The organism is Cyanobium sp. Maggiore-St4-Cus (assembly GCF_024345615.1).
GTDB lineage: Bacteria > Cyanobacteriota > Cyanobacteriia > PCC-6307 > Cyanobiaceae > Cyanobium_A > Cyanobium_A usitatum.
Window position 1 is genome coordinate 17,749 of sequence record NZ_JAGQBL010000008.1, and the last position, 26,373, is coordinate 44,121.

General features: G+C 63.3%; 23 protein-coding genes. 15 read left to right on the forward strand and 8 right to left on the reverse strand.

The window, feature by feature from the left end; translation table 11 throughout:
- Nucleotide 1 precedes the first annotated feature (1 nt).
- From KBY99_RS08910 to purF, 3 genes are all read left to right on the forward strand, one after another.
- Nucleotides 2-712, forward strand: a complete 711-nt coding sequence (locus KBY99_RS08910; protein WP_254998649.1) for an RNA methyltransferase — start codon at nt 2-4, stop codon at nt 710-712.
- Between the two features lie 72 nt (nt 713-784).
- The gene (purL, locus tag KBY99_RS08915; protein WP_254998651.1) at nt 785-3,139 is read left to right on the forward strand and encodes a phosphoribosylformylglycinamidine synthase subunit PurL; all 2,355 of its coding nucleotides are present in this window, start codon (nt 785-787) and stop codon (nt 3,137-3,139) included.
- Nucleotides 3,140-3,175: 36 nt separating this feature from the next.
- Nucleotides 3,176-4,636 carry an amidophosphoribosyltransferase gene (gene purF, locus KBY99_RS08920; RefSeq protein ID WP_254998654.1) on the forward strand — a complete coding sequence of 487 codons (1,461 nt, stop codon included), beginning with the start codon at nt 3,176-3,178 and terminating at the stop codon, nt 4,634-4,636.
- A gap of 38 nt (nt 4,637-4,674) precedes the next feature.
- Here purF and KBY99_RS08925 read toward each other — a convergent pair whose 3' ends face one another.
- The 3 genes from KBY99_RS08925 to queG form a co-directional block, all read right to left on the reverse strand.
- Nucleotides 4,675-7,203: a DNA topoisomerase (ATP-hydrolyzing) subunit A gene (locus tag KBY99_RS08925; protein WP_254998656.1), complete on the reverse strand. Its 2,529-nt coding sequence runs from the start codon at nt 7,201-7,203 to the stop codon at nt 4,675-4,677.
- 65 nt (nt 7,204-7,268) lie between these two features.
- Nucleotides 7,269-8,177: a tetratricopeptide repeat protein gene (locus KBY99_RS08930; RefSeq protein ID WP_254998657.1), complete on the reverse strand. Its 909-nt coding sequence runs from the start codon at nt 8,175-8,177 to the stop codon at nt 7,269-7,271.
- A 24-nt stretch (nt 8,178-8,201) separates the two neighbouring features.
- Nucleotides 8,202-9,149 carry a tRNA epoxyqueuosine(34) reductase QueG gene (gene queG / locus KBY99_RS08935; RefSeq protein WP_254998658.1) on the reverse strand — a complete coding sequence of 316 codons (948 nt, stop codon included), beginning with the start codon at nt 9,147-9,149 and terminating at the stop codon, nt 8,202-8,204.
- 47 nt (nt 9,150-9,196) lie between these two features.
- Here queG and KBY99_RS08940 point away from each other — a divergent pair, with 47 nt between their 5' ends.
- From KBY99_RS08940 to KBY99_RS08970, 7 genes are all read left to right on the forward strand, one after another.
- Nucleotides 9,197-9,847, forward strand: coding sequence for an HpsJ family protein (locus KBY99_RS08940; protein WP_106632522.1), 651 nt, complete (start codon nt 9,197-9,199; stop codon nt 9,845-9,847).
- Nucleotides 9,848-9,903: 56 nt separating this feature from the next.
- Nucleotides 9,904-10,629 (forward strand): DUF502 domain-containing protein, encoded by a 726-nt coding sequence (locus KBY99_RS08945; protein WP_106632521.1) that lies wholly within the window; start codon nt 9,904-9,906, stop codon nt 10,627-10,629.
- 15 nt (nt 10,630-10,644) lie between these two features.
- Entirely contained in the window at nt 10,645-11,283 is a 639-nt protein-coding gene (nusB, locus tag KBY99_RS08950; RefSeq protein ID WP_106632520.1) for a transcription antitermination factor NusB, read from the forward strand.
- 7 nt (nt 11,284-11,290) lie between these two features.
- On the forward strand, nt 11,291-12,772 hold the full coding sequence (gene ftsY, locus KBY99_RS08955) for a signal recognition particle-docking protein FtsY (RefSeq protein ID WP_254998660.1): 1,482 nt from the start codon (nt 11,291-11,293) through the stop codon (nt 12,770-12,772).
- Nucleotides 12,773-12,856: 84 nt separating this feature from the next.
- Nucleotides 12,857-14,248, forward strand: a complete 1,392-nt coding sequence (locus tag KBY99_RS08960; RefSeq protein ID WP_254998661.1) for a PP2C family protein-serine/threonine phosphatase — start codon at nt 12,857-12,859, stop codon at nt 14,246-14,248.
- A 32-nt stretch (nt 14,249-14,280) separates the two neighbouring features.
- Nucleotides 14,281-15,675 carry an argininosuccinate lyase gene (argH, locus tag KBY99_RS08965; RefSeq protein ID WP_254998663.1) on the forward strand — a complete coding sequence of 465 codons (1,395 nt, stop codon included), beginning with the start codon at nt 14,281-14,283 and terminating at the stop codon, nt 15,673-15,675.
- 90 nt (nt 15,676-15,765) lie between these two features.
- On the forward strand, nt 15,766-16,332 hold the full coding sequence (locus KBY99_RS08970) for an RNA recognition motif domain-containing protein (protein WP_254998666.1): 567 nt from the start codon (nt 15,766-15,768) through the stop codon (nt 16,330-16,332).
- On the opposite strand, the gene dusA is transcribed toward KBY99_RS08970, so the two are convergent.
- Complete coding sequence (gene dusA, locus KBY99_RS08975) at nt 16,329-17,375, reverse strand: tRNA dihydrouridine(20/20a) synthase DusA (RefSeq protein ID WP_254998667.1); 1,047 nt, start codon at nt 17,373-17,375, stop codon at nt 16,329-16,331. The two genes, KBY99_RS08970 and dusA, sit on opposite strands and share 4 nt — an antisense overlap.
- Between dusA and KBY99_RS08980 the strand changes: the two genes are divergently transcribed.
- Nucleotides 17,361-18,629 (forward strand): NAD(P)/FAD-dependent oxidoreductase, encoded by a 1,269-nt coding sequence (locus tag KBY99_RS08980; protein WP_254998670.1) that lies wholly within the window; start codon nt 17,361-17,363, stop codon nt 18,627-18,629. The two genes, dusA and KBY99_RS08980, sit on opposite strands and share 15 nt — an antisense overlap.
- On the opposite strand, the gene KBY99_RS08985 is transcribed toward KBY99_RS08980, so the two are convergent.
- From KBY99_RS08985 to KBY99_RS08995, 3 genes are read right to left on the reverse strand one after another with little or no spacing between them, the layout of a single operon-like run.
- A complete protein-coding gene (locus KBY99_RS08985) occupies nt 18,617-19,876 on the reverse strand; it encodes a type II secretion system F family protein (RefSeq protein ID WP_254941692.1) in 1,260 nt (419 codons plus the stop codon). The two genes, KBY99_RS08980 and KBY99_RS08985, sit on opposite strands and share 13 nt — an antisense overlap.
- A gap of 24 nt (nt 19,877-19,900) precedes the next feature.
- Nucleotides 19,901-20,980 (reverse strand): type IV pilus twitching motility protein PilT, encoded by a 1,080-nt coding sequence (locus tag KBY99_RS08990; RefSeq protein ID WP_254941691.1) that lies wholly within the window; start codon nt 20,978-20,980, stop codon nt 19,901-19,903.
- A gap of 7 nt (nt 20,981-20,987) precedes the next feature.
- Nucleotides 20,988-22,817 (reverse strand): GspE/PulE family protein, encoded by a 1,830-nt coding sequence (locus tag KBY99_RS08995; protein ID WP_254998671.1) that lies wholly within the window; start codon nt 22,815-22,817, stop codon nt 20,988-20,990.
- Between the two features lie 88 nt (nt 22,818-22,905).
- Between KBY99_RS08995 and grpE the strand changes: the two genes are divergently transcribed.
- From grpE to rsgA, 4 genes are read left to right on the forward strand one after another with little or no spacing between them, the layout of a single operon-like run.
- Nucleotides 22,906-23,580 carry a nucleotide exchange factor GrpE gene (grpE, locus tag KBY99_RS09000; RefSeq protein WP_254941689.1) on the forward strand — a complete coding sequence of 225 codons (675 nt, stop codon included), beginning with the start codon at nt 22,906-22,908 and terminating at the stop codon, nt 23,578-23,580.
- Nucleotides 23,580-24,695: a molecular chaperone DnaJ gene (gene dnaJ, locus KBY99_RS09005; RefSeq protein WP_106632511.1), complete on the forward strand. Its 1,116-nt coding sequence runs from the start codon at nt 23,580-23,582 to the stop codon at nt 24,693-24,695. Before grpE ends, dnaJ begins: the two co-directional genes overlap by 1 nt.
- The gene (locus KBY99_RS09010; protein WP_254998673.1) at nt 24,692-24,952 is read left to right on the forward strand and encodes a sulfurtransferase TusA family protein; all 261 of its coding nucleotides are present in this window, start codon (nt 24,692-24,694) and stop codon (nt 24,950-24,952) included. The genes dnaJ and KBY99_RS09010 overlap by 4 nt, the downstream gene beginning before the upstream one ends.
- Nucleotides 24,942-26,039: a ribosome small subunit-dependent GTPase A gene (rsgA, locus tag KBY99_RS09015; RefSeq protein ID WP_254960572.1), complete on the forward strand. Its 1,098-nt coding sequence runs from the start codon at nt 24,942-24,944 to the stop codon at nt 26,037-26,039. The genes KBY99_RS09010 and rsgA overlap by 11 nt, the downstream gene beginning before the upstream one ends.
- Here rsgA and KBY99_RS09020 read toward each other — a convergent pair.
- Complete coding sequence (locus KBY99_RS09020; protein WP_254998675.1) at nt 26,014-26,355, reverse strand: YbaB/EbfC family nucleoid-associated protein; 342 nt, start codon at nt 26,353-26,355, stop codon at nt 26,014-26,016. The two genes, rsgA and KBY99_RS09020, sit on opposite strands and share 26 nt — an antisense overlap.
- Between the last annotated feature and the right edge of the window lie 18 nt (nt 26,356-26,373).

Genomic DNA, 26,373 nt, shown 5'->3' on the forward strand with positions numbered 1-26,373 from the left:
GGTGGCTCCCCTTCCGGAGCAGGTGCTGCTGAGTGATTTGCTGCGCCGGCATGTCCGCTGTGACCAGGGGCTCGATCACGGTGCGGGCGTGCAGGTGTGGATGCATCCCCCTTTGCATCGGGTGCTGGGTTGGGTTTCAAAACCGTCGGCTTTTGGCAATCGCCGCGAGGTGTGGCGTCTCAACCAGTTGCGAGGCATTTCTGAGCTGGAAGCACTTGTGCAGGGTGAACCAGCTGAAACCGACCTTGGTGTGTTGGAGAAGCTGCCGACCTTGATCGATGCGGCTGTGCTGGACCGCCGCCAGCAACCGATCGGCACCTTGGCTGATGCCGCCATTGAGTTGCGTAGTGGCCGTATTCGCCACTATTTGGTGAGTCGCAGTGATCCACGCCTGCCGGGCAGTAGCCGTTGGCGATTGAGCTTGGATCGCCTGCTGGATCAGCAGCCCGGCCAGGTGCTCACCGCCCTGGAGAGCATCGACGACCTGCCCCTAGCCCGGGCAAGTGTGCGGCAAGAGTTTTTGCGTCGTTCAAGGCGGTGGCGCGATCAGGTGCAGGAGGCGGGCAACCGATTTGAGGAGAGGTTGGAGGGCTGGCTTGAGGAGCCGCCCTGGCAGGAGCCGGAGGGGTTTGATCAGCCCTACGAAACCGATGCCCCCCCTCGCCGCCGCCGTTCTGGACCGCCTGCTGATGATGAAGATCCCTGGATTTGAACCTCGCGTAGACCAGTTCCAGTTGCTGTGAGGCCCGCTCGGCGAGACTGGAGTGATCTTGCCCAGCTGCACGTGGTTGCCGCCTCTTTCGAAGCACCGGCCTATTCGGTTCCCGATGCCCTCAAGAAGGAGAACCTCAGCCAGGCCGACTACGACGAGATCTGTCGCCGCCTCGGCCGCGCCCCCAACCGTGCCGAGCTCGGCATGTTCGGGGTGATGTGGTCTGAGCACTGCTGCTATCGCAATTCGCGGCCGCTGTTGCAGGGCTTCCCGACCACCGGCCCGCGCATCCTGGTGGGCCCCGGCGAGAACGCCGGCGTGGTGGATCTGGGTGAGGGCCAGCGGCTGGCCTTCAAGATCGAGAGCCACAACCACCCCTCTGCGGTGGAGCCGTTCCAGGGGGCGGCAACGGGTGTCGGCGGCATCCTGCGCGACATCTTCACCATGGGCGCCCGCCCGATCGCCCTGCTCAATGCCCTGCGCTTCGGTCCCTTGGAGGACGAGCGCAACGTGGGCCTGATGGAGGGCGTGGTGGCCGGCATCGCCCACTATGGCAACTGCGTGGGCGTGCCCACCGTGGGTGGGGAGGTGGCGTTTGATCCCAGCTACTCCGGCAACCCCTTGGTGAACGCCATGGCCCTGGGGCTGATGGAAACCGAGGAGATCGTCTGCTCCGGCGCCGAGGGGGTGGGTTATCCGGTGATCTACGTGGGCAGCACCACCGGCCGCGATGGCATGGGCGGCGCCAGCTTCGCTTCTGCCGAGCTCACCGAGGCCTCCCTCGACGATCGCCCCGCCGTGCAGGTGGGTGATCCCTTTTTGGAGAAGGGCCTGATCGAGGCCTGTCTGGAGGCCTTCCAAAGCGGTGATGTGGTGGCCGCCCAGGACATGGGCGCCGCCGGCCTCACCTGCAGCTGCTCGGAGATGGCCGCTAAGGGGGGTCTGGGCATTGAGCTGGATCTCGACCGCGTGCCCGCCCGCGAGACCGGCATGACCGCCTACGAGTTTTTGCTGAGCGAATCCCAGGAGCGGATGTTGTTTGTGGTCAAGCCCGGCACGGAGCAGGCGCTGATGGCGCGCTTTACGCGCTGGGGGCTGCAGGCAGCAGTGGTGGGCCGGGTGTTGGAAGACAACATCGTGCGGGTGATGCAGCACGGCCAGGTGGCGGCCGAGGTGCCCGCCAGCGCCCTGGCGGACGACACGCCGATCAACCACCACACATTGCTGAGTGAGCCGCCGGCTGAGATCCAGGCCCACTGGCGCTGGAGCGAGGCCGAATTGCCAGCTGAGTTGCCTTTCAGCTGGGATGGGGCCCTGCTGGCCCTGCTCGATGACCCCACCATCGCCTCCAAGCGCTGGGTATACCGCCAGTACGACCACCAGGTGCAAGCCAACACCGTGGTGCCTCCCGGCGGTGCTGACGCGGCCGTGGTGCGCCTGCGCCCCCAGCAGGGCGAGGGCGCCATGGCGGCGGCCACCCGTGGGGTGGCTGCGGTGGTGGACTGCCCTAACCGCTGGGTATCCCTCGATCCTGAGCGCGGCGGCATGGCGGCGGTGGCTGAGGCGGCCCGCAACCTGAGCTGCGTGGGCGCCGAGCCCCTGGCCGTGACGGACAACCTCAATTTCCCCTCGCCGGAAACCCCCACCGGCTACTGGCAGTTGGCGATGGCCTGCCGCGGCCTTTCGGCTGCTTGCAGCGCCCTGGATACCCCTGTCACCGGCGGCAACGTCTCCCTCTACAACGAGACGCGCCTGCCCGATGGCCGCATGCAGCCGATCCACCCCACCCCCGTGGTGGGCATGGTGGGCCTGGTGCACAACCTTCAGCACGTGCGCGGCCAGGCATGGCGCCAGGCCGGCGACGCCATCTGGCTGCTGGGGGTCCCGTTGGAAACAGGTGATGCTCCCGCCGATCCCCGCTTGAGCCTGGCCGGCAGCAGCTATCTGGAGCGGCTGCATGGAGCCGTCACGGGGCGCCCGCCCGAGATTGATTTGGTTCTGGAGCGTTCGGTTCAGGGCTTCCTGCGCCAAGCGATTGCCCAGGGCTTGGTGGCCTCCGCCCACGACCTCAGCGATGGCGGCCTGGCGGTGGCTGCGGCCGAGTGCTGCATCGCCACCATGGCTTTAAAACCTCTGGGGGCTGAGCTGGAGATCCCGGCCAGCAGCACCCGGCTGGATCGGCTGCTGTTTGCCGAGGGTGGTGCCCGCATCCTGGTGAGCGTGCCCGCCGACCAGGATGCCGCCTGGCAGGAGGCTCTGGCGGTGGCTGCAGTGCCGGCAGAGCGGCTTGGCGCGATTACAGCTTCTGCCAGCCTTGTAATTCGCCAAGCAGGCCAACCTTTGCTTGAGCAGAGCCTGGCCGCATTGGAGGCCTGCTACGAGCAGGCCATCCCGCGGCGAATGGGCGAGGGCGCTCGTGCAGAATGAAATTTCACCGTGATTGTTGATGGGCCTGTGCTGGTGATGCGTCCGGACAAGCCCGAGGAAGCCTGCGGCGTCTATGCCGTGCTGGCGCCGGGGCAACCGGTGGCCAACCTCACCTATTTCGGCCTATACGCCCTGCAGCATCGGGGCCAGGAATCAGCCGGTATCGCCGTGTTTGATGCAGAGCGCAAGGTGCGCTTGCACAAGGACATGGGCCTGGTGAGCCAGGTGTTTGATCAGGCCGTGCTGGAGCGCCTCACTGGCGATCTAGCTATCGGCCACAACCGCTATTCCACCACCGGCAGCAGCAAGGTTTGCAACGCCCAGCCGGTGGTGCTCAATACCCGCATTGGTCCTTTCGCCCTTGCCCATAACGGCAATTTGGTCAACGCAGCCGAGCTCCGCCACGACCTGGCGGCCATTGCCAGTGAGCTCACCTCCACCACCGACTCCGAACTGATCGCTTTTGCGATTCAGCAGGCCGTGAACCGGGGCCTGGATTGGGATGGGGCGATTAGGGCAGCTGCCGAGTGCTGCCGCGGTGCCTTCAGCCTGGTGATCGGCACTCCTGATGGGCTTTTCGCCCTCCGGGATGGCCATGGCATCCGGCCTTTGGTGTTTGGCCATATCGGTGAAACGCAGCAAGCCCAGTGGGTGGTGAGCAGTGAGTCGTGCGGGCTAGACATCATTGGCGCCGCCTTTGATGGCGATGTGGAGCCCGGCGAAATCATCCATTTCCGTCCAGGCCAAGCCGAACCCAGCCGCAGCCGTTGGTGCGAGCAGCCCACCAAGCTGTGCGTCTTCGAGATGATCTATTTCGCCCGGCCAGATAGCCGCTTTTTCGGCGAATCCCTCTACAGCTACAGGGTGCGAATCGGCGAGGCCCTGGCCCGTGAAACACCGGTAGAAGCCGACATCGTCATCGGCGTTCCCGATTCCGGTATTCCGGCGGCGATTGGCTACTCCCAGCTCAGCGGTATCCCGTTTGCTGACGGCCTGATCAAGAACCGCTATGTGGGCCGCACCTTCATCCAGCCCACCCAGGCGATGCGGGAGGCCGGCATCAGGGTGAAGCTCAACCCCCTACCAGATGTGCTCGCCGGCAAGCGCGTTGTGGTGATCGACGATTCAATCGTGCGGGGCACCACCAGTCGCAAGTTGGTGCAAGCCCTGCGGGATGCCGGGGCCACCGAGGTGCATATGCGGATTAGTTCGCCGCCGGTTACCCATCCCTGCTTTTACGGCATCGATACCGATACCCAGGACCAGTTGATTGCTGCGCGCCTCACTTTGGAAGAAATCGCCGCTCACCTTGGCGTCGATTCACTCGCTTACCTGAGCAAGCAGGGCATGGTGGATGCTGCCCATGCCAATTCCTCCCACTTCTGCACCGCCTGCTTTGACGGCGCCTATCCGATCGAAATGGATGAGCAGGTGAGCTCCAGCAAGCTGATGCTTGAGCCGGCTGGCATCGCTGCCAAGGTGCTGCAAGAGATCTAAGGGCTGCCTGGTGCCCTTGGCAGTTAATTGATTGGCAGTTAGTTGATAAGAGGAATCAGTTCTTGAATTTGCTGTCCTTGGGGCAGCTTCAGGTTGATTCCAGTGCCGCTGGTGTCTTCGCCCTCCAGCTCGTTTAAGTCGATGCGGCAGCTCCAGCCCTTATCAGTCATTAGTCCCAGCACGGCGCTTCCAACCGCAGCACCGGTTGGGCTTTGCAGGTCGACCAGGTAATCGCCCCGCTCTTGCAGCCGCAGGCCGATCTGCCCCATGTCGCCTCGCTGACAGGGCCGCAGGCTCGACACCAGCAGCCGCTTCAGTTGCCCACTGGCGGTGGCCAGCACCACTGCGCTTTGGTTTGCGTCGGTGGTTTCTGCTTCCGCTGCAGGTAGGCAGGCGGCACCCACCAGCTGCTCACCGGGCAACAGGCGCATTAATAGGGGGCCTTGGGCAGCGCGCCCCATCAGGGGCAGCTGGGTTTCGTCCAGGCTTAGCCGCAGCACGCGGCCAGTGCTGGTAGCCACTACCAAGGTGTCTCCTTCCTGGCCGGCCACCACCCGCCGCAGGGTCACGCTTTCCTTGAGCTTGAGCACGGTGGTGGCCCGGCCAGACAGTTCCTGAAACTCCTCAATCGGCAGCCGTTTGAAGCGCCCGTCGCTGCTTAGGAGTCCCAGGCTGCCTTGGCGGGGTAGGGGAAGCACCTGCACCACCGCTTCGCCTTCGATGCTGTCGGGTAGGAAGCGTTCCAGCTTCCCCGGCTGCTGGCCAGCGAATTCCCAGCGCAGTAAGGCCACCCGGCCACTACCGGTGAAGGCAAGCAGCAGCGGTTGCTCGGCGATCGGCAGGATCAGCCGGGCTGGTGCCGGATGCTCTCCTAGTTGGATGGGTTCATCGAGGTGCAGGCGCCCCAGCATCTGGGCGCTGAGGATTTTCACGGCTCCATCGGCCTGGATCAGTAGTCGGCTTTCGGGGGCCAGGGCGCCAAAGGCTTGCTGGCGCTGCAGTTCGGCGTTGGGGCGGATGGCTGCAGCTCGCTGGGCCACCAGGGCATCGCCGCCCTCCACCAGCCGGGTGCGCCTGGGCGTGGCAAAGCGCTTGCGCAGGGCTTTGAGTTCGGCCACCAGGGTGTCGAGCAGCACGGTGCGGTCGTCCAGCAGGTGGCGCAGCCGCTCGCGTTCCACGGCCAATTCGGCAGCTTCCTTGCGCAGGCTTTCCTGTTCAAGGCCCGTGAGGCGCCGCAGCGGCATCGACAACACCGCATCGGCCTGACGCTCGCTCAGGTCGAGTTGCACTTGCAGGGCAGCCCGGGCACTGGCGGCATCGGGCGCCGCGGTGATCAGGGCGATCACCTGCTGCAGAGCATGGAGCGCCTTGATCAGGCCCTCCACCACCTCTAGGCGGTCTTCGCAGCGCTTGAGGGCGTGGCGAGTGCGGCGGATCAGGGTCAGTTCCCGGTAGTCCAGGAATTCCTGCAGCAGGCGCCGCAGGTTCAGCTGCACCGGCTGGCCATTTACCAGGGCCAGCATGATGGCGCCGAAGTTGCTTTGCAGGGCGGTACGGCGCTGCAGGTCGGCCAGCACGGTTTCGGCGTTGGCGTCGCGGCGGAGTTCAATAACCACCCGCATGCCTTCACGGTCGCTTTCGTCGCGGATATCGGCGATGCCGCCGATCTTGCCGTCGTTTACCTGCTCAGCCAGTTTCTCGATCCAGCCGGCTTTGCTGAGCTGGTAAGGCAGCTCGGTGATCACCACGGCGCCGCGGCGATGGCGTCCCTTTCCGGGCTGTACCTCCTCGATGTGGGCGACGCCCCGCATCGGGATGCTGCCGCGGCCCACGAGGTAGGTATCGCGGACCCCTTGACCCACCAGCACCTCGCCGCCGGTGGGAAAGTCCGGGCCGGGCACTAGCTCCAGCAACCTTTCGTCGCTTAGCTCCGGTTTGTGAACCAAGGCGATCAGGGCATCCACCACCTCGCCCAGGTTGTGGGGCGGGATGTTGGTGGCCATGCCCACGGCGATACCGGTGCAGCCATTTAGCAGCAGGAAGGGCAGCTGGGCTGGCAGCACCGTCGGCTCCTGCTGGGAGCCATCGAAGTTGGCTGCGAAGTCAACGGTGTCGGCGCCGATTTCATCCAGCAGCGCTTCGTTGGCGATCGGAGCCAGGCGGGTTTCGGTGTAGCGCATCGCCGCCGGCGGGTCGTCGTCCACGGAGCCGAAGTTGCCGTGGCCATCCAGCAGGGGATGGCGGCTGGCGAAGGTTTGCACCTGGCGCACCAGGGCGTCGTAGACGGCCTGATCACCATGGGGGTGGTACTTGCCGAGTACGTCGCCGACGACCCGGGCGCATTTCCGGTAGGGGCGATCCGGGGTGAGCCCCAGCTCGTGCATCGCAAACAGGATGCGGCGCTGCACTGGCTTGAGGCCGTCGCGTGCATCCGGCAGGGCCCTGCCAACGATCACGCTCATGGCGTATTCGAGGTAGGACCGCTGCATCTCTAGGTGCAGCGCAATCGGTTCAATGCGGGCGTCGTTGCCCGGTCCGATTGATTCGCCTGATCGCTCCTCGGCCATCCGGTGTTGGGGTCTGGGGCAGCAAGCTGGGGCTCAGCCTACAGATGATGTCCAGGCCTCCCTCTCTACTCCTCGTCGCTGCTTTCGCCCTCCGGGCTGGCATTGGCAAGGGCCCGATCCACCACGGGTTTGAGTTCGGCCAGCTTGAAGAGTTCGGCGGTGGTGCTGCGCAGCTTCGGTCCCCAGAGCTGGTCCTTCTGGTGGCTGTCGAGCACGTAGTTGGGTTCGGTGTCGAGGGCCTTGCCAACCAATTCGACAGCTTCGCTGCGATTTTCCGGACCGATGGCAAACAGACTGGCGGCCAGGGCCAGGGTTGGTTCAGCCGCATCTGGCTTGATCTTCAACACCTCGCGCCAGCGGCTGATGGCCGCCTTTTTATTGCCCTGCTCGAACAACACCAGCCCCTGGTTGTTGAGGGCTTCCCAGAAGCCTTTGCGCAGGGAAGAGGCCCGCTCAAAGGCAGCCAAGGCTTGGCCGCTCTGGCCTAGCAGGATGCGGGCGTTGCCCAGGTCGAAATAGGCGCCGGCGTTGCGCTTGTCCAGTTTCAGGCCCTGCTCCAAAAGGCCGATGGCCTCATTGGGTTTGCCGGCCCGTAGGGCTAGGGAACCCTCGGCAAACCAGATTCCGGGGTTGCTTGGATCGAGTTTCTTGGCCTTGGCCAATGATGTGCCGGCCTGTTCAAGCTGGTTGCTGCGCAGCTGGGCTTCGGCCAGCAACACCCAGCCGCGGGGATCTTCTGGCAGCAGCTGCACCGTCAGGGCAGCCAGCCTGGCGGCGTCCCTGGCTTGACCAAGTCGCAGCAGCCGCGCCGCCGCCTGGGCGATCCCTAGACCGGCAGCTTCGAGTTCCTGCCGTTGGGGTACGTACACGTAGGGCACCAACGCCCGGGCGGGCAGCCCCGCTGTCAGCAACAGCCCGAGGGCAGCGGGCAGCAGGGCAGTTCTGAAATCAGGGCGCGACCAGCGCGGAGCCATTACGGGGAGACGGGTTTGGCCAGCCTAGGCAGTGCCGCTCCGGCTGGCCCGCAGGTTGCGCCGCCACATCCAGGGTTTGAGTCGGCGCAGGGCCGAGGCTCGCAGCTTGGTATCCCAGTCGGCGTCGCTCCACCCCAGGGCTTCCTCGGCCTGCAGGTTCAGCAGCCAGGGCCGGGGCTGCAGATCCGCATCTTCACTGCTTCGCAGCGGCTGTTGATTCCAGGGACACACGTCTTGGCAGATGTCGCAGCCGGCGACCCAGCCCTCCAATTTGCTGGTGATCGCTTGCGGCAGCTCGGGATCGCGGTTTTCGATGGTGTGAAAGGCCAGGCAGCGGCGGCTGTCCACCACGAAGGGCTCGGTGATGGCGCTGGTGGGACAGGCAGGCAAGCAGCGGCTGCAGCTGCCGCAAAGGGGTGTGGCGGCAGCATCGGCAGGCAGCTCCAAGGTGGTGAGCAGGTGGCCCAGCAGTAGCCAGGAGCCACGCTCGCGATTGATCAGGTTGCCGTTTTTGCCAATCCAGCCCAGGCCGGCCTGTTCGGCCCAGGCCTTATCCATCAGCGGTGCACTGTCGACGCAGGCCCGCCAACCCACCCCAGGCACCTGCTGCTCCAACCAGCGACCCAGCTGGCGCAGGCGGCCATCGATCACCCGGTGGTAGTCCCGCCCCCAGCCGTAGCGGGCCACCTTGAGAGCCCCCGGAGCCCGATCGGCCTCCACGTAGTAGTTGAGGCCCACCGCCAGCAGGCTGCGCACCCCGGGCAGTAGCTGCTCCACCGCGCGCCGGCGCGGGTCGGCCATCCAGGCCATGTCGGCTTGATAGCCCGCTGCAAGCCAGCGCTCCAGGGCCGCCGTTCGCAGGCCTAGGCGCTCTCCGGCTGGCACGGCGGCGAGGCCCACCGGGTCAAACCCAAGCTGCTGGGCCTGCTGTTTTAAACGGAGTGCAAGGTCGTGGTGGGCGTGCAGCGTCATCGCCCGTACAGTTGCGCCGTTGTCTAAATCTGCCGCGAGACCCTTCTGTGAGCACTGCTTCCTTCGGCCGCCTGGGCCACCTGTTGCGTTGGCTCGGCCTCACCTTGGTCGTGTTGCTTGCCCTGCAGTTGCTGGTGCTCCTGGGCTCTTGGAACTGGGCTGAAGAGGGATATCGCCAGCTGTTGATGGATCGACTGGTCAGCCAGTCGCCGATGGCTTTAGTTGGTCTGCTGCTGATGTTATTCGGCAGTCGCCTCGACCATCCAGCCGCTGGCCGCACCCCGCTGCGCTGGCTTGTGGCTGTAGTGAGCATCCTGCTGGCCCTTGCCTTGGTCGTGGCGGTGCCGGTTTCAATCAGCGGCGACCGCAGCCTCTCCGAACAGGCAGACCAGCAGCTGGCTGCGCGCAAGGGTCAACTGGCTATGGCCCGCGCCCAAATGGACAATCCCCAGGTCATCGACCAATTGATTGCCCAGGCGGCCCAGGCTGGTCAGATCCCCGCTGATGCCACTCCGGAGCAGCAGCAGGCGGCTGCTAAGAGTTTCATGCAGCGCCAGTTGCAGCAGGCTGAAGATCAGCTTCAGCAGCAACAGCGCGCTCGCGATCTCACGGTCAACCAGCGTCGCTACGGCGGCACCGGCACAGCAGTGGTACTGGCTATTGGCTTCGTGCTTTTGGCCTTAGTGGCCCTGCTGTGAGGCCGGCTGGCTAAGTTGAAAGCAGATTGCTGCAGGCCGGATCTCCGGATTGTCACTTGGTTCAATCCAGCCCCAGATCGGATCAGCCCCTAGGGGATCGGCTTCAATCCGATCTCAAGAACGATTTGATCGCTGGTTTGCTTGTGGTGATTCCACTGGCAACCACGATCTGGTTGGGCACCACGGTGAGCCGTTTCGTGCTGGCGTTTCTCACTTCTATCCCTAAGCAGTTCAATCCCTTCAATACCCTCAATCCGGTGTTGCAGGAGCTGATCAACCTGGGCGTTGGTCTACTGGTGCCCCTGCTCGGCATCCTGTTGATCGGCCTGATGGCCCGCAACATTGTTGGTCGCTGGCTGCTTGAGTTTGGCGAAGGGACCCTGCTGCGCATCCCCCTAGCTGGCTCGGTTTACAAAACCCTCAAGCAGCTGCTGGAAACATTCCTCCAGGGCAATTCCAGCAAGTTTCGTCGGGTTGTGCTGGTGGAGTATCCCCGCGAGGGTCTCTACGCCCTGGGCTTTGTGACTGGCGCGATCGGCTCTGCCCTGCAGGCAGGCTTCACTGAGCCCATGCTGAGTGTGTTCATTCCCACTGCGCCGAATCCAACCACCGGCTGGTACACCGTTGTGCCAGAGGGTTCTGTTAAGGATCTCGAGATCTCGGTGGAGGATGCTTTCCGCACAATCATTTCCGCCGGCATCGTCAACCCCGACGAGCGCTCCACCCCCAATCGCAGCTTCTCCAGCCTGCTGGCCCAGCTGCGCACCCCCCAACTTTCCTGAGGCAGAACCCACCTGATGCAGAGCCGCACCCTCTCCCGTGAACTGGCCCTGCTGATGCTTGGTCAGACCAGTGATCGCGGCTCGTCTGCCCCGGCCTTGCCAACTGGCATGGAGGGCCTGTTGCAGCAGGTGCTCGCCACCCTCAGCCAGGACGTGCGTGAGTCCCTGGATCGCTCCGCCGAAGACTTGCAGGCCGCCCAGCAGCAACTGCTTGATAGCGAGTTGCAGGAGCAGGGTGAGCAGCAGTTGCCCCGGGTGCGCCAGCACCTCAACGCCGGCCTGGTCGCGGCTGAACAGGCCCTTAATCGCCTTTCCGCAAGCCTGGAGTTGCCCCGGCTGCTGATGCTGGCCGACCAAGAAGAGGTGCGCCTCGGTGCCATCGCCCGGGTCGAGGCCGTGCTGCGCGACCGTCAGGCGATCGATGAGCGACTGGATCGGGTAATGGAGGGATGGCGTCTTACTCGCCTGCCCCGCATCGATCGGGACATCCTGCGGCTCGCAGCCGTAGACCTCGAGAGCTTCCGCACCCCCCCTGCCGTGGCCTGTAACGAAGCTGTGGAGTTAGCCAATCGCTATAGCGATGAGCAGGGCCGCCGCATGATCAACGGGGTGCTGCGGCGCTTTACGGCAGCTCGCTCCGCGGCGGAGGCCTGAGCAAGCCATGGTTTACGACTGGTTTAATCGCACCGGCCCATCCCCAGCTGATCCATCAGCAACCCCGCCGCCAGCTTCTGAACAGGTTTCGGGTCAGGGTCCAGAGCAGGCTCAAGAACAGCCTGTTGAGGTTTCCTCCGATCCCAACGCTGAGGCGCTGGAATGGGCCCGCCAGGCCTACGCCCGCCTCAAGGCTCAGCAGGAGGAGCAAAAGCGGCGGCAGCTTGAGCCCGAATCTGCCACTGAGCCTCCTCTTCCAGATTCTGTACAGCCTGTACAGACCAATACCCAGCAGCCCGAACAGGGTCTTGAGCAGGATCCTCAGCAGGTTGCCCAACCGGCTACTCCAGTGGCCGCGCCCCTTTCCCTGCTGGAGCAGGCAGCGGCCCAGCGGGCCGAACGCCAACAGGCGATCACGGCGCCAGAGGCTCCCGCCCTTGAAGCCCCTGCAGCGCCCGAACTAGCTGAGCCCAGCTTGGGAGCTTTCGACGCCACCTTCACCTGGTCGGCTGAGGTACTCGCGGCCCAGGGCAAGCGGGTTGATCAGGTTTCGCTTGAGGAGATCGACTGGCTCACTCGTTTGCGCCAGGGCCTCGAGAAAACTCGCCAGGGCTTGGTCACCCAGCTGCTCGACAACCTCGGTGATGATCCGCTCACCCCAGAGGTGGTTGACGGTCTGGAAACCACCCTGCTGCGGGCAGACGTTGGGGTGGAGGCCACCGACCGGGCCCTTGGTGCCCTGCGCCAGCGGCTCAACCAGGAGGTGGTGGATCCCGCCGAGGGCCTGCGCTTCCTTAAGGAGCAGCTGCGCGCCATCCTCGACCAACCGATCGAGGCCAGTGGCCAGCCCCTGCTAGCCCCCCGCCGCGAGCAGCTCAACGTATGGCTGTTGGTGGGGGTAAACGGCGTGGGCAAGACGACCACGCTCGGCAAGCTGGCCAACTTGGCGGTGCGCAGCGGCTACAGCTGCTTGATCGCTGCTGCTGATACTTTCCGGGCCGCGGCGGTGCAGCAGGTGCAGGTGTGGGGTGAGCGCAGCAAGGTGCCGGTGATCTCCAATCCCAGCGCCAATGCGGATCCAGCGGCCGTCGTCTATGACGCCATCGGTGCTGCCCAGGCCAAGGGCACTGAGTTGGTGTTGGTGGACACGGCTGGCCGGCTGCAGACCAAGCACAACTTGATGGAAGAGCTCAGCAAGGTGCGCAGGATTGTCGACAAGCTGGCGCCGGAGGCGGTGGTGGAGTCGCTTTTGGTGCTGGATGCCAGCCAGGGTCAGAACGGCCTGCGTCAGGCCATGGCTTTTGCCAAGGCCGCCGGACTAACTGGGGTGGTGCTCACCAAGCTCGATGGCAGCGCCCGTGGTGGTGTGGCCCTGGCCGTCGCCTCTGAAGCCGGGCTGCCAATCCGTTTCATTGGCGCTGGTGAGGGTATTCGCGACCTGCGGCCCTTCAACAGCTTTGAGTTTGTTGAGGCCTTGCTGGCTCGCTGAGGTCCTGCTTGCCTTGGCCGGTAGGGCACTTGCCCGTGTCGCCGCTATCTTGCGAAACCGCCGCGGCCGCACCGTGCCCAATCGGTGAGCAACAAGCCGCCCCCCCATCCGGTTTCTCCCCAGGGTCCGGCCCTGTTGTCGGCTGCAGCCTCGTTGCGGCAACTGCTCGACAGCCTCAGCCGGGAGCAGCGGCGCAACCAGGAGCTGCTGGCTTCCCTGACTTTTGCCCTGCGCAGTTTCACTAATCTAGGTCGCTTTCTGGAGCTGGTGCCTCTGGTGGCGGCCCGGCTGGTGGAAGCCGAGGGGGCAGTGCTGGTGGTATTCCACGAGGATGGCCGCCTCTGGCGCGAGTATCTGCAGGCCACGCCTGCCGAGCCCTGCGCCGAGCTGTTGCGCCAGCTGGCGGCGTTGGCGGATGGGGATTTGGCAGCTCTCAGCGGTGATGCGGCTGTGGCGGCCTTGCTTGATCAGCGGGTGGGCCGGTTGCTGGGCGAAGCCCAGGTGGTTGCTACATCGGTGGTTTCCCGCAGCCTCCAGCGAGGCCGCCTATACATCTTCAGCAATCGGCAGGGCTTTGCCTGGAGCGAGGTGCATCGCCGCCACCTGCAGCTGGTGGCCGACCTTGCCGCCGTGGCTCTGGAAAACGAGGCCCTGCTCCAGACCATGCGGCGCCATGAGCGGCTCGATCGCCAGCTCAGCATCGGTGCTGAAATCCAGGCCCAGCTGCTGCCGGACCGCTGTCCGGTGATCGATGGCGTTGAGCTGGCCGCCCGCTGCCGCCCCGCCTTCCAGGTGGGCGGTGACTATTACGACTTCATCCCCACCCGGCCCCAGCTGCTGGGCCGCCGCCGCGAACAGGCCCGCTGGGCGCTGGTGATGGGCGATGTGATGGGTAAGGGTGTGCCGGCAAGTCTGCTGATGACCATGCTGCGCGGCATGTTGCGGGCCGAGGTGCTGAGCGGCCACTCCCCCGAGCGCATCCTTCACGACCTCAACCAGCTGGCCCAGGAAGACCTGGCCCAGTCGCACCGGTTTGTGACCCTCTTTTATTCCGATTACGACCCCCGCACCCACCTGCTGCGCTACGCCAATGCGGCCCACAATCCGCCCTTGATCTGGCGGCGCCAGCGCAACCAGGTGGAGCGCCTTGATGCCCCAGGTCTGCTGATTGGTTTGCAGAGCGAAGCCGATTACGGTCTTGAGCAGATCGTGCTGGATCCAGGTGATGTGCTGCTCTATTACACAGATGGGGTGACTGAGGCCACCGGCTTCAGCGGCGAGCGCTTCGACGAGGAGCGGTTGGTGTTTCAGCTGCAGGCGGCCTGCCGCTCCGGCATCGGCGCTCAGGGGATTCTCGACCAGCTGTTTGCCCGGCTGGATCGCTTCGTGGGGGCAGACCGGCAGCTCGACGATGACGCTTCGATGGTGGTGCTCAAGGTGAAGGAGGAGCTGATGCTGCCCTCCCTGCCAAGCTGATTCCCTGCCTAGCGCCGCCCGCCGAGCCCCGAATGGCTGTTGATTCCACCGCGTCTACCTGGAGCCAGCGTTTCGAGCAGGGCCTGCATCCGGCGATCGAGCGCTTCAACGCTTCGATCGGTTTTGACATCACCCTGCTGCAGCAAGACCTGGACGGCTCCATCGCCCATGCCCGCATGTTGGGTAGTTGCGCTGTGATCAGCGAGAGCGAGGCGGCCCAGTTGATCGAGGGCCTGGAGAATGTGAGAGCTGAGGCAGCCAGGGGCGAGTTCAACCCCGGCCTGGAGGCTGAAGATGTGCACTTCGCCGTTGAGCGGCGTCTGATTGAGTTACTAGGCCCCCTGGGCAAGAAACTGCACACCGGCCGCAGTCGCAACGACCAGGTGGGCACCGACCTGCGTCTGTGGCTACGCGGCCAAATTGATGCCATTGACGGGGGCTTGTTGCGCTTTGAGCGGGCCCTGCTGGCTCAGGCTGAGCTGCACAGCACGGTCTTAATCCCCGGCTACACCCACCTGCAGCGGGCCCAGCCGGTGTGTCTGGCCCACCACCTACTGGCTTACATCGAGATGGCCGAGCGGGACAGGGCCCGTTTGGCAGATGTGCGCGGCCGGGTGAATATCTGTCCCCTGGGGGCCGCGGCCCTGGCGGGGACGCCGGTGCCCATCGATCGGCGCCAGACCGCCGCTGAGTTGGGCTTTGACACCATCTACGCCAACAGTCTCGATGCGGTCAGTGATCGGGACTTTGCGGTCGAGTTCATGGCTGCCGCCAGCTTGGTGCTGGTGCACCTAAGCCGGCTCAGTGAGGAGGTGATTCTCTGGGCCAGCGAAGAGTTTGGCTTTATTGGCCTCACCGACCGCTGTGCGACTGGCAGCAGCTTGATGCCCCAGAAAAAGAACCCTGATGTGCCCGAGCTGGTGCGGGGCAAGAGCGGCCGGGTGTTTGGCCACCTGATGGGCTTGCTAACCATGATCAAGGGCCTGCCCCTTGCGTACAACAAGGACTTCCAGGAAGACAAGGAGGCCCTGTTTGACGGGGTGCGTACCTGCCTCGATTGCCTGGAGGCGATGGCGATTCTGTTTGAAGAGGGGCTCGAGTTTCGGCCCCAGCGCCTGGAGGCGGCAGTGGCGGCGGATTTCTCCAACGCCACCGATGTGGCCGACTACCTGGTGGCTAAGGGGGTGCCCTTCCGCGAGGCTTACCAGTTGGTGGGCGGCCTGGTGAAGGGCTGCCTGGCTGAGGGAATCCTGCTGCGCGACCTGCCCCTGGGGCGCTGGCAGCACCTGCACCCTGCCTTTGAAGCCGACATTTATGAGGCCATTACTCCCCAGCAGGTGGTGGCGGCCAGGCGCAGCGAGGGGGGCACGGGCTTTGACCAGGTTGAGCAGCAGTTGCAGCAAATTCGGATGCGACTTGCCTGCTGAGAGCAGCCAGCTTTCGTCAGTCGTCTTAGGGTGGATCGGTTAGTGGCCCATTGGCCCACATGCATCGGTCCCGCGGCCGATCTTCAGTTCGTGAGTATTTTTGTCGGCAACCTTCCCTTCCGCGCTGAGCAGGAAGACGTGGCGGAATTGTTTGCACCCTTCGGTGAGGTGTCTAGCTGTTCCCTACCCCTTGAACGGGATACCGGGCGCAAGCGTGGTTTCGCCTTTGTTGAGATGGGCGATGAAGCAGCAGAGGCAAAGGCCGTTGAGGCATTGCAGGGTGCTGAGCTGATGGGTCGTCCCCTGCGCATCAACAAAGCCGAGCCCCGCACCGGCGGCGGCGGCGGAGCTGGCGGTGGTGGTCCGCGCCGGGGTGGTTATGGCGGCGGCGGTGGCGGCGGCTACGCAGGTGGTGGTGGCGGTTACGGCGGCGGCGGTGGTGGCTACAACCGCGGCAGTGGTGGTGGAGCAGGCGGTGGTGGTGGTTATGCGGGTGGTGGCGATCGGGGATCTGGTGCCCGCGGCTGGGAAGATCGGAGCTATGGCGCTGGCAATCCTGCTGGTGGCGACAGCTTCGACGCTGGGCGCACCCGCCGCCGCCGCAGTGGCGGTGGCGATAGCGGTGGTGGCGACTTCTACGGTGGTGCCGAGGGCTAGTAGCCCCGCTCTGCCAGGGATAGGGCCGCGGCTGCCAGCACGCCAGCATCCGCGTCCCTTGCCCCTGCTTTTTCGGTGAGTTGCTGGCGCCAGCGTTTGGCGCCGCCTACCCCCTCCACCACATGTACTAGGTGGCGGGCGATAGGCCACAGCCGCCCGCCTCGACTGCGCCATTGCTCGGCGTAGGCAACCAAACCCCCCACCACGCTGGAGGCTGTGGCCAGCGGCTGGCTGTCGTCGGCGTAGATCTGCTGGTCCACCTGCCTCCACTGGAGGGGATGGGCATAAGCAGCCCGACCCACCATGGCCCCGTCAACCAATTCGAGCTGCTGCACGCAGTCGTCCAGGCTTTCCAGACCGCCGTTTAACTCGATGCTCAGTTGCGGTCGATCGCGCTTGAGGGCGTGCACCACGTCGTAGCGCAAGGGCGGGATAGTGCGGTTCTGTTTGGGATCGAGCCCCTCCAGCCAGGCTTTACGCGCGTGTACTGCAAATCGCTGGGCCCCCGCTGCCGCCACCGCATCCACGAAGGCCAGCAACTCGGCGTATGAGTCGCGCTCATCAATGCCGATGCGGTGTTTCACCGTTACCGGCAAGGGGCAGGCGGCGGCCATGGCGGCAACGCAGCGGGCCACCTGGTCAGGATCGGCCATCAGACAGGCCCCAAAGCGGCCTTTTTGTACCTTCTCGCTGGGGCAGCCCACATTCAGGTTGATTTCGTCGTAGCCCCATTCAGCCGCCAGGGCAGCGGCCTCAGCCAGCAAGCCAGGATCGTCGCCGCCCACTTGCAGGGCTAGGGGTTTTTCGATTGGATCGAAGCCCAGTAGGCGCTCCAGCCGCCCCCCCGGTGCGCTGGCATCAGGTGCTTGCCTGGCGTGGTGCAGGGCCTGGGCTACCACCATTTCGGTGTAAAGCAGGCTGCGCCTGCTGATCTGCCGCATCAGCACCCGGAAGTGCCGATCGGTGTAGTCCATCATCGGGGCCACACTGAAGCGATAACTGGCTGGATCGATCTGGCCCATCTCCCCATGCTGCCAATTCATGCTGCCGTTGTCGTGGCCGGTGGCGGTGCCGCCGGCTTCATGGCCGCCATCTGTGCTGCTGAGGCCGGCCTTGGCGATATCGCACTGCTGGAAGCCACCAACGAGCCGTTGAACAAGGTGTTGATCAGTGGCGGTGGGCGCTGCAATGTCACCCATGCCTGCTGGGATCCTCGGGCGTTGGTGGGGCACTATCCCCGGGGCGGCCAAGCCCTGCGGGGTCCCTTTTCGCGCTTTGCTCCCGGCGATGCCGTCGCCTGGTTTGCTGACCATGGCCTCGAGCTGGTGGAGGAGCCGGACGGCCGCCTGTTTCCCCGCTCAAACCGTGCTGAATCGGTGGCAGCCACCTTGCGCCGAGCGGCCCTCCAGGCCGGGGTGCAGCTGCACACGGGGGTGAGCCTGCAGCGCGCCGCGGCAGCAGCTGCCGGTGGTTTTGACCTGCTGGTGCGGGGCGGCGGAGCGATCAGAGCCGATCGGTTGGTGCTTGCCACCGGCAGCCATCCCAGCGGCCGCCAGCTGGCGGCGGCCCTAGGCCATGGGCTGGTGGCGCCTGTGCCCTCCCTATTCACCTTGGCCCTGGCTGGCGATCCCCTGCTGGAGCTGGCCGGAGTGGTGATGGATCCGGTGGAGCTGGCTTTGCACCTGCCGCAGGAGCCCCAGGCCGCTCGGGCTGCCCAGCCTTTTCGCCAGCGGGGCCCGGTGCTGATCACCCATTGGGGTCTGTCCGGTCCAGCCACCCTGCGGCTCACGGCTTTTGCTGCCCGCGCCCTCAAGGCCAGTGGCTATCGGGGTGAGCTGCGCCTTGATTGGAGTGGCGGCCTGTCCCAGCAGGATCTTGAGGGCTTGTTTGCCGAGGCCAAGCGAGACCAGGCCAAGCGGCAACTAGCCAACTGGCGCCCCTGGCCCGCCCTTAGCCGGCGCCTATGGCTGGCCCTGTTGCAGCGCCATGGCCTAGACCCTCAGCAGCGCTGGGCTGACCTTGCTAAGCGGCACCAGCAGCTGTTGGTATCGGCCTTGCGTGATACCCGGCTGGCCATTACCGGGCGGGGCCCCTTCGGCGAAGAATTCGTGACAGCAGGGGGCATTCCTCTAGGTGAGGTGAACCTGGCGACGATGGAGAGCCGCCAGCAGCCTGGTCTTTATTTGGTGGGTGAACTTTTGGATGTGGACGGGGTGACGGGGGGGTTCAACTTCCAGCACTGCTGGAGCAGCGGCTGGCTGGCTGGCCAGGCTTTGGCTGAGAGTTATTTGATCTGATCAAACACCGAGAACATCGGTAGATACATAGCCAGCAGGATTGAGGCCACAATGCCGCCGACAAGCACGATCATGGCCGGCTCCAGCATGGAGGTGAGTGCCTTGACGGTGGCTTCCACTTCGTCTTCATAAAAGTCAGCCACCTTGGAGAGCATGGCGTCCATTTCGCCGGTTTCCTCGCCGATGGAGAGCATACTGATAGACATATCAGGAAATACGTTCATGCGTCCAAGCGCCACACTTAACGGAATTCCCTGCAACACGTCTTGGCGACTATTGCTAATTGCATCTGAGATAATGGAATTACTTGTGATTTCTCTAACTATATCAAGTGACATCAAAATTGGCACCCCCGCTCGCGTTAGGGAGCTAAAGGTTCGGGAGAACTGCGCCGTTGCTGTTTTTTGAATCAATTCGCCAAACAGGGGGAGCTTGAGTACAAGGGCGTCTACTCGCCGCCTGCCAATTGGTGTGGCATAAAACTTGCCAAATAGAAAGACCCCGGCAATAAGTCCTAAAACCAGATACAGAGAAAAGGTTGAGCGCAGTAGGCTGCTGAGGTCCACCATCATCTGAGTGAACCAGGGGAGTTCGGCGCCTAGGCCATCAAAAATACCGGCAAAGGTGGGAATGATGAAGATTGTCATTCCCAGAAAGACTGAGATGGCGATGAACAACACAGCCACCGGATAGCCCATGGCCCCTTTGAGCTGGTTTTGCAACTTGGCGTTGTCCTCAAGCAGTTTGGCCAGTCTCTTTAGGGATTCATCCAGCACGCCGCCGGCTTCCCCCGCCTCCACCATGGCGATGCTGAGCTTGTCAAATACTTTGGGCCAGCGCCGTAGGGCTTCGCCTAGGGAGATCCCCTGGTTTACCTCCAGGCTGATCGATTGCAGGGCCCGTTTAAACAGGGGCATCTTTTGTTGAGATGCCATTAGGTCGATGCTGCGCACAATTGGTACGCCAGCATTGACAAGGGCCGACATCTTGCTGGCAAATACAGCTTTATCTTTGATGCCAGGTTTTGCCTCTAGCAGTTCATTGAGTTTGGAGAATTTGAGTTTTTCACTTAGTTGGGCTGCGGCACTAGATCCCGTCGCCGTGGTTTTCGGCTTGGCCTTGATTTCGGTGGCTCGGATGCCTCGCAGCCTCAAGCTGCGCTTAGCGTGGGCGGGATCGGTTGCCTCGATATCTACAAGGAATGACTTGCCTCGGGGATTGATGCAGGTGGCAACGAAGGCAGGCATGGTTTAGGAGTACCTAGTGGTGAATCAGCTCAGTTGCTTGACTAAACGTATGAGCTCGTCAGGCTTTGAGGTTTTCAAAAGGGCTTCATCCATCATGACTTGGTTGCTGAGCACTAGATCCCCAAGGGCTTTTTCTAGCGTTTGCATTGATAGTTGACCACCTGTCTGAATTGCAGAGTAAAGCTGGGCGGTTTTACCTTCCCGGATCAGGTTTGCGGTGGCTGGTGTATTGATCATTATCTCCTGGGCCATGACTCGACCAGATTGGCCGGGGCTTGGATTGTGGCGCTTGCACAGCGTTTGGGCAAAAACGGCCACAAGGCTGCTGCTTAGCTGCACCCGAATCTGATTCTGTTGGCTGGGGGGGAAAACATCCACCATGCGGTCCACGGTTTGGGCGGCCGAACTGGTGTGCAGGGTGCCCAATACCAGGTGACCGGTCTCTGCTGCCGTAATTGCTAACTGGATGGTGTCGAGGTCTCGAAGCTCGCCCACCAGGATTACGTCGGGATCTTCTCGAAGGGCTGCCTTTAGGGCATTGGCAAAGCTGCGGGTGTCTTCGTTGAGCTGGCGCTGGTGGATGACACTTTTTACTGGTCTGTATGTGAATTCAATCGGGTCTTCAATGGTCAATATATGTTCTGCCCGGGTTTGATTTATATGCTCGATCATTGCCGCCAGGGTTGTGGTTTTGCCAGAGCCGGTGGGGCCTGTTACGAGAATCAGCCCTTTGGGCATGTGGCTCATTTCCTCCACAATCGGCGGTAGCCCTAGGCTTTCCAGAGTGGGCACGGTGTTGGAAAGCGCTCGCAGGCAGGCGGCGTAGGTACCCCTCTGGCGATAAACATTGACCCTGAAGCGGGCGATCCCTTTAAGGCCATAGGCACAATCTAATTCCCAGGTTTGCTCTAGCTGCTTGCGCTGGGCATTATTTAGCATGGAGAAGATTAGTTTATTGCAGCTTTCTTCGTCTAGGGAATCATCGTGTATGGGCCTTAGTTGACCGCTGAACCTGCCATAGGGAGGTATGCCTGCACTGATATGGAGATCACTGCCGCCATCCTTCACAAGTTGGGTCATCAAGTCTTCAATCATCACGGCCATGGGACCCTCAGCGGCTGGTTAGACAGTAGGGACATTCGAGCCAGTCGTCATGGAGCCCAGCTCCGCAGTTGCTGCAGGTGAGGGTGCTTAGTGACTTAGAGCGGCGTTCAGCTTCCAGGCCTGAATCAGTGAGCAGCATCCGTTCGACCTCGGCCAGGGTTGTGTGACCTTCGCGCACTAGCTGCAGCCCGTAGCCCAAAAGGGTTTTCATGCCGTTTTCAAGCGCCATTCGCCGCAGCACATCTGTGGGTTCCCTTTTGGCGACAGCTGCTGCCAAGGTATCCGTCATCCGTAGGATTTCGTAGACACCGATTCTTCCTTTGTAGCCGGCACCGTTGCATGCAGGGCAGCAGCCTTCCTGGTTGCGGTTCTGGGTGTTGGCCTTGAAGAAGGTCACCGTGGTTTCGTGGCTACTCAACAGACCAAAACGGGCCAGTTCTTCCGGATTGGGGGTGTAACTAATTCGGCAAGCCGAACACACCCTTCGCAGCAGCCGTTGGGACACGATGCCCAGCAGTGATGCGCTCACCATGAAGGGCTCCACACCCATTTCATCGAGGCGGGCGATGGCGCTGGCCGCGTCGTTGCAGTGCAGGGTGGTCATCACTAGGTGGCCAGTAAGTGCGGCCTCGATCGCCGTTTTGGCCGTCTCCAAGTCGCGGGTTTCTCCCACCAGCAAAACGTCAGGGTCCTGTCGCATAAAGGCACGTAGCGCCATACTGAAATCGAGCCCCTTCTCTCGATTTACTTGGGTTTGGGTGATGCCATGCAGGGTGTATTCGATCGGGTCTTCAACCGTGGAAATGTTGATACCTGGATCGTTGCGCTCAGCTAGTAGGGCGTAGAGGGTGGTTGACTTGCCCGAGCCGGTTGGGCCCGTCACCAGAATCATTCCGTAGGGTTTAGATCCCAGCTCTCGCAGGGTTTTTCTGGCATCCGCATCGGTGATTAGGGTTTCTAGGCCGAGCTGAGTAGCGCCGCTGTCAAGTAGGCGCAGGCATATCTTTTCACCATTACGGCTGGGTAAAGTGCTTACCCGAAAATCCATTTTGCGGCCGCGGAACATGCGCCTGATGCGGCCGTCTTGAGGCAATCGTCGCTCGGCGATGTCCAGATCCGCCATGATTTTGATGCGTGATGTGACGGCAGGCGTCAGGCTCTTTGGCAGGTCCTCGAAGTGCTTCTGCAGCACACCGTCGAGGCGAAAGCGAATTTCCAGGGTGTTTTCCTGGGGTTCCACGTGAATATCACTGGCCCCCAGGGTGAGGGCCTCGATCAGGATTCTGTCCACCAGGCTGATGATTGGTGACGCATTGGCACTGCTGTTGGCAGCAGCAGCAGTGCCCTCCAGATCTTCGACATCGGCAACCTCCTGCAGCTGCCCTTCGGAGGTTCCAGGGATTCCTAGGTCTTTGGTTAGGGAGCGGGGGGGGGTAAAGCTTGCAGGTGGTCGCGGTTGGGCTGGCTTGGAGGCTGCGGTAGCGGGAGTTGGTGCTTTTGCCGAGAGCGCAGATGTGAGATTTGTCGCCAACGCCAACTTCAGCTCCGCGTTGAAGCCGGCACGTTGCAATTCCTCAATTAAGTTCTGGCGCTGCTGGGGCCCCCAGTGGCTAGGTACGGCAACTACCAATCTCCCTTTGCTTTCTTGAAGGGGCAAGGCGCCAAATTCGCGCCAGCGGGCCTCTGGCAGCCCTTTGCCCGTAAAAAGTAAGTCTTGACCAAGGGCCTGCAACTCGGTGGCTTGCAGCACCGGTTCACCAACCAGTAGCTCCACCTCCAGACGCTGCTGCTCTTCGCTGCTGGCTTCAGGGACGGGGCGGGAAGGGATGAGGGTCATGGAGCCAGAAGGTGCGGGCTTCCGCCGCTTGTGGGAGGTAGGCCCGGCGCTTCAACATGTCTAGAACCAAAGTCCGACCTTGTCAGCCATGAGCGGTGACACCTCGATGAGCGGTGACAGCAACCTGGGAGCTGGGGCCCCCCAGGCAGCTGATCCCAGCGAGATTCCGGCTACTCCGGAGATGGAGGCTGGACAGGAGGCCGGCTCTCACCAGATTTCTGATCAGGGTTCCGATCTGGCTGGCCAGCTGGCGGCACTCAAGGCAGAGCATGAGGCCCTCAACGGCCAATACATGCGTCTGGCTGCCGACTTCGACAACTTCCGCAAGCGCCAGAGCCGCGACAGCGAAGACCTGCGCCTACAGATCACCTGCTCCACCTTGGGTGAGATTTTGCCGGTGGTCGATAACTTCGACCGGGCAAGGCAGCAGCTGAATCCCCAGCATGAGGAAGCCCAGGCGCTGCATCGCAGCTATCAGGGCCTGTACAAGCAGCTAGTGGATGTGTTCAAGCAGCTGGGGGTTTCACCGATGCGGGTAGAGGGTGAACCCTTCGATCCCAGCTTGCATGAGGCGGTCTTGCGTGAACCCAGCGAGGCCCATGCCGAAGATGTGGTGATCGAGGAGTTGCAGCGCGGCTACCACCTAAACGGTCGGGTGCTGCGCCACGCCCTGGTCAAGGTGTCGATGGGGCCTGGTTCCGGCGCCGTCCCCGCTGGCCCCCAAGCAGCTGAGAATGGCCAGGCTGAGGAGCAGGACGGCTGATGGCCGACTACTACGACCTGCTCGGCACTGCCCGCGACGCCGATCCAGACACTTTGAAGCGGGCCTACCGGCGGATGGCCCGTCAGTACCACCCGGATGTCAACAAAGATCCTGGGGCTGAAGACAAATTCAAGGAGATCGGCCGGGCCTACGAGGTGCTCAGCGATCCCCAGACTCGCGCCCGTTACGACCAGTTTGGTGAGGCGGGCCTAGGCGGCGGCGGGGCGCCTGATATGGGCGACATGGGCGGCTTTGCCGACCTGTTTGAGACCTTCTTCAGTGGCTTTGGGGGGGCGGGTGCTGGAGCGGGTCCGCGGCGGCGTGGTCCCCGTCAAGGCGATGACCTGCGCCTCGACCTCACCATCAACTTCCAAGAGGCGGTGTTTGGTATCGAGAAGGAGGTGCAGATTCGCCATCTCGAAACCTGCAGCACCTGCCAGGGGTCCGGGGCCAAGGCGGGCAGTGGACCCACAAGCTGCGGCACCTGTGGTGGCGCCGGCCAGGTGCGTCGGGCCACCCGCACCCCATTCGGCAGTTTTACCCAGGTGGCGGCTTGTCCTACCTGTGAGGGCAGCGGCCAGGTGATTGCCGACCCCTGCGGCGCCTGCGGTGGCCAAGGTCTGCAGCAGGTGCGTAAAAAGCTGCGGATCAACATCCCAGCTGGGGTTGATTCCGGCACCCGGCTGCGGGTGGCAAATGAGGGCAATGCCGGCCAGCGGGGTGGTCCCGCCGGCGATCTCTATGTGTTCTTGAGCGTTCAATCGGCTGCTGGCTTGCGCCGTGATGGCATCAACATCCACTCGGAGGTGACGCTCAATTACCTCCAGGCCATTTTGGGCGACACCATCGAGGTAGACACGGTGGACGGCCAGGAGTCGTTGGAGATTCCAGCCGGTACCCAGCCCGGAGCGGTGCTCACCCTGCAGAGCAAGGGGGTGCCCAAGTTGGGCAATCCGGTAGCCCGAGGCAACCACCTGGTCAGCATCAAGGTGCAGCTGCCCACCAAGCTCAATGCTGAGGAGCGGGAGTTGCTGGAGCAGCTGGCCGGCCACCACACCAACAAGGGCCACAAGCATCCCCATAAAAGCGGCTTGTTTGGGGGCCTCTTCGGTTGAGCGCCAGTTGGGCAGACGGCAAACCAGATGCCCAGCTCGATCTGCGTGGCATCGCTTGTCCGCTCAACTTCATTCGCACCAAGCTGGCCCTGGAGCGTTTGGTTCCTGGCCAGATCCTGCAGGTGGACCTAGATCGGGGAGAGCCCCAGCAGCAGGTGACCCAGGGGCTGGAGAGCGCAGGTCATGGGGTTACCTGCTGCGATCACCCGGAGCAACAAGGGGCCGTGCGGCTGCAGGTTCGTTGTCATGGGGGTTGAGCCTGGGCCATTGCGCCTAATTGGGCAGGTGGTGGCCCTGCTGGCCAATTACTGCTGGGTGGAACTGGATCAGCTAGGGCCCACTGGCCTGAGTCGACTTTTGTGCACCCGGCGCACCCGCCTTGGCAAAAGCGGCCAAACCATCGCCGTTGGGGATCGCGTCTGGGTGGATGGCATCGACTGGCCTGCTGGCCGGGCGGCTGTGGCGGCCCTGGAGCCGCGTCAGAGCCTGCTTGAGCGTCCCGCCGTGGCAAATGTGGCCCTCGTGGTGGTGGTGGTGGCGCTGGCGGAGCCAGAGCTGGATCTGCTCCAGCTCACACGCTTTTTGTTGACGGCTGAGGCGACGGGGCGGCCGGTGCAGTTGGTTTTCTCCAAGGCGGATCTGGTTTCGCCTGACGAGGTGGCTAGTTGGTGCCAGCGAGCTGCTGCCTGGGGTTACGACGCCCTGGCGGTTTCTACCAGTAGTGGCGAGGGCATGGAGCCTTTGCTGCAGCGGCTGGCCCAGCCAGGTATCGCCGTGCTTTGTGGACCTTCTGGGGTGGGGAAGAGCAGCGTGCTCAACCGTCTTTGCCCGGAGCTCGGCCTGCGGGTGGCGGCGGTGTCAGGGCGGCTGCAGCGGGGCCGCCACACCACCCGCCATGTTGAGCTTTTCCCCTTGGCGCCCGGAGCCCTGCTGGCCGACACGCCTGGATTCAACAGGCCGCGGCTGCCCGCCGATCCCGTTGCCCTAGGCCCCCTGTTTCCGGAGATTCGGCAACGACTGGGCTTGGGCTGCTGCCGCTTCAGCAATTGCCTGCACCAGGGCGATCCCGGCTGTGCCGTTGGCTCCGACTGGGAGCGTTACCCCCTTTATGCCCAGTGCCTTAGCGATCTGCTGCTGGATGGCGAGCGAACGGGCCGGGTTGCGGACTCCCCTGACGGGTCGGGGCTGCGACGCCGCGGTCAGGGTCTAGAGCCCCGCCTGGCGCCCGGATTGCGGCAGCTCTCCCGGCGTCGCCAGCGTCAGCAGCTGCTGGATGGGGAAGAGGATGGCCAGGCTGGCACTGGAAAAGTGACGGATTTCAGCCGCCCAGACCTGGCAGATTGAGATTTAGGCCACCGGTGAGTTCTTCCATGCGGCCTTTCATCGTGCCCGTGGACAGCTCGTAGGCGGCTTGCAACGCTTCCAGCACGGCGGCCTCGCTGGCGGCAGCCCCTTCGGCGATCAGTTCTGGGGCCAGTTGCACTCGCAGCGGTTGCTGGTTGCCCGTGAGCCAGATGCTGGCCCGGCCGTCGTCGCTGCGGCCCTCCAGTTCCATTGCATCAAGTTCTTCCTGGAGCTTTTGGGCGTTTTGCTGCAGCTCCTGGGCCTTCTTGAAGGCCTCGGTGAGCTGACCGAAGTTGGGGAGTCCGAAGCCAGCCATGCCCTAGAAGTTGCTCGG

What these genes read in the sequence shown, in the direction of transcription:
- purF (WP_254998654.1), top strand. Translation starts at nt 3,176, where the DNA reads ATGCGTCCGGACAAGCCCGAGGAAGCCTGCGGCGTCTATGCCGTGCTG.
- KBY99_RS08925 (WP_254998656.1), bottom strand. Translation starts at nt 7,203, where the DNA reads ATGGCCGAGGAGCGATCAGGCGAATCAATCGGACCGGGCAACGACGCC.
- KBY99_RS08930 (WP_254998657.1), bottom strand. Translation starts at nt 8,177, where the DNA reads ATGGCTCCGCGCTGGTCGCGCCCTGATTTCAGAACTGCCCTGCTGCCC.
- queG (WP_254998658.1), bottom strand. Translation starts at nt 9,149, where the DNA reads ATGACGCTGCACGCCCACCACGACCTTGCACTCCGTTTAAAACAGCAG.
- nusB (WP_106632520.1), top strand. Translation starts at nt 10,645, where the DNA reads ATGCAGAGCCGCACCCTCTCCCGTGAACTGGCCCTGCTGATGCTTGGT.
- ftsY (WP_254998660.1), top strand. Translation starts at nt 11,291, where the DNA reads ATGGTTTACGACTGGTTTAATCGCACCGGCCCATCCCCAGCTGATCCA.
- argH (WP_254998663.1), top strand. Translation starts at nt 14,281, where the DNA reads ATGGCTGTTGATTCCACCGCGTCTACCTGGAGCCAGCGTTTCGAGCAG.
- KBY99_RS08980 (WP_254998670.1), top strand. Translation starts at nt 17,361, where the DNA reads ATGCTGCCAATTCATGCTGCCGTTGTCGTGGCCGGTGGCGGTGCCGCC.
- dusA (WP_254998667.1), bottom strand. Translation starts at nt 17,375, where the DNA reads ATGAATTGGCAGCATGGGGAGATGGGCCAGATCGATCCAGCCAGTTAT.
- KBY99_RS08985 (WP_254941692.1), bottom strand. Translation starts at nt 19,876, where the DNA reads ATGCCTGCCTTCGTTGCCACCTGCATCAATCCCCGAGGCAAGTCATTC.
- KBY99_RS08990 (WP_254941691.1), bottom strand. Translation starts at nt 20,980, where the DNA reads ATGGCCGTGATGATTGAAGACTTGATGACCCAACTTGTGAAGGATGGC.
- KBY99_RS08995 (WP_254998671.1), bottom strand. Translation starts at nt 22,817, where the DNA reads ATGACCCTCATCCCTTCCCGCCCCGTCCCTGAAGCCAGCAGCGAAGAG.
- grpE (WP_254941689.1), top strand. Translation starts at nt 22,906, where the DNA reads ATGAGCGGTGACACCTCGATGAGCGGTGACAGCAACCTGGGAGCTGGG.
- dnaJ (WP_106632511.1), top strand. Translation starts at nt 23,580, where the DNA reads ATGGCCGACTACTACGACCTGCTCGGCACTGCCCGCGACGCCGATCCA.
- rsgA (WP_254960572.1), top strand. Translation starts at nt 24,942, where the DNA reads ATGGGGGTTGAGCCTGGGCCATTGCGCCTAATTGGGCAGGTGGTGGCC.
- KBY99_RS09020 (WP_254998675.1), bottom strand. Translation starts at nt 26,355, where the DNA reads ATGGCTGGCTTCGGACTCCCCAACTTCGGTCAGCTCACCGAGGCCTTC.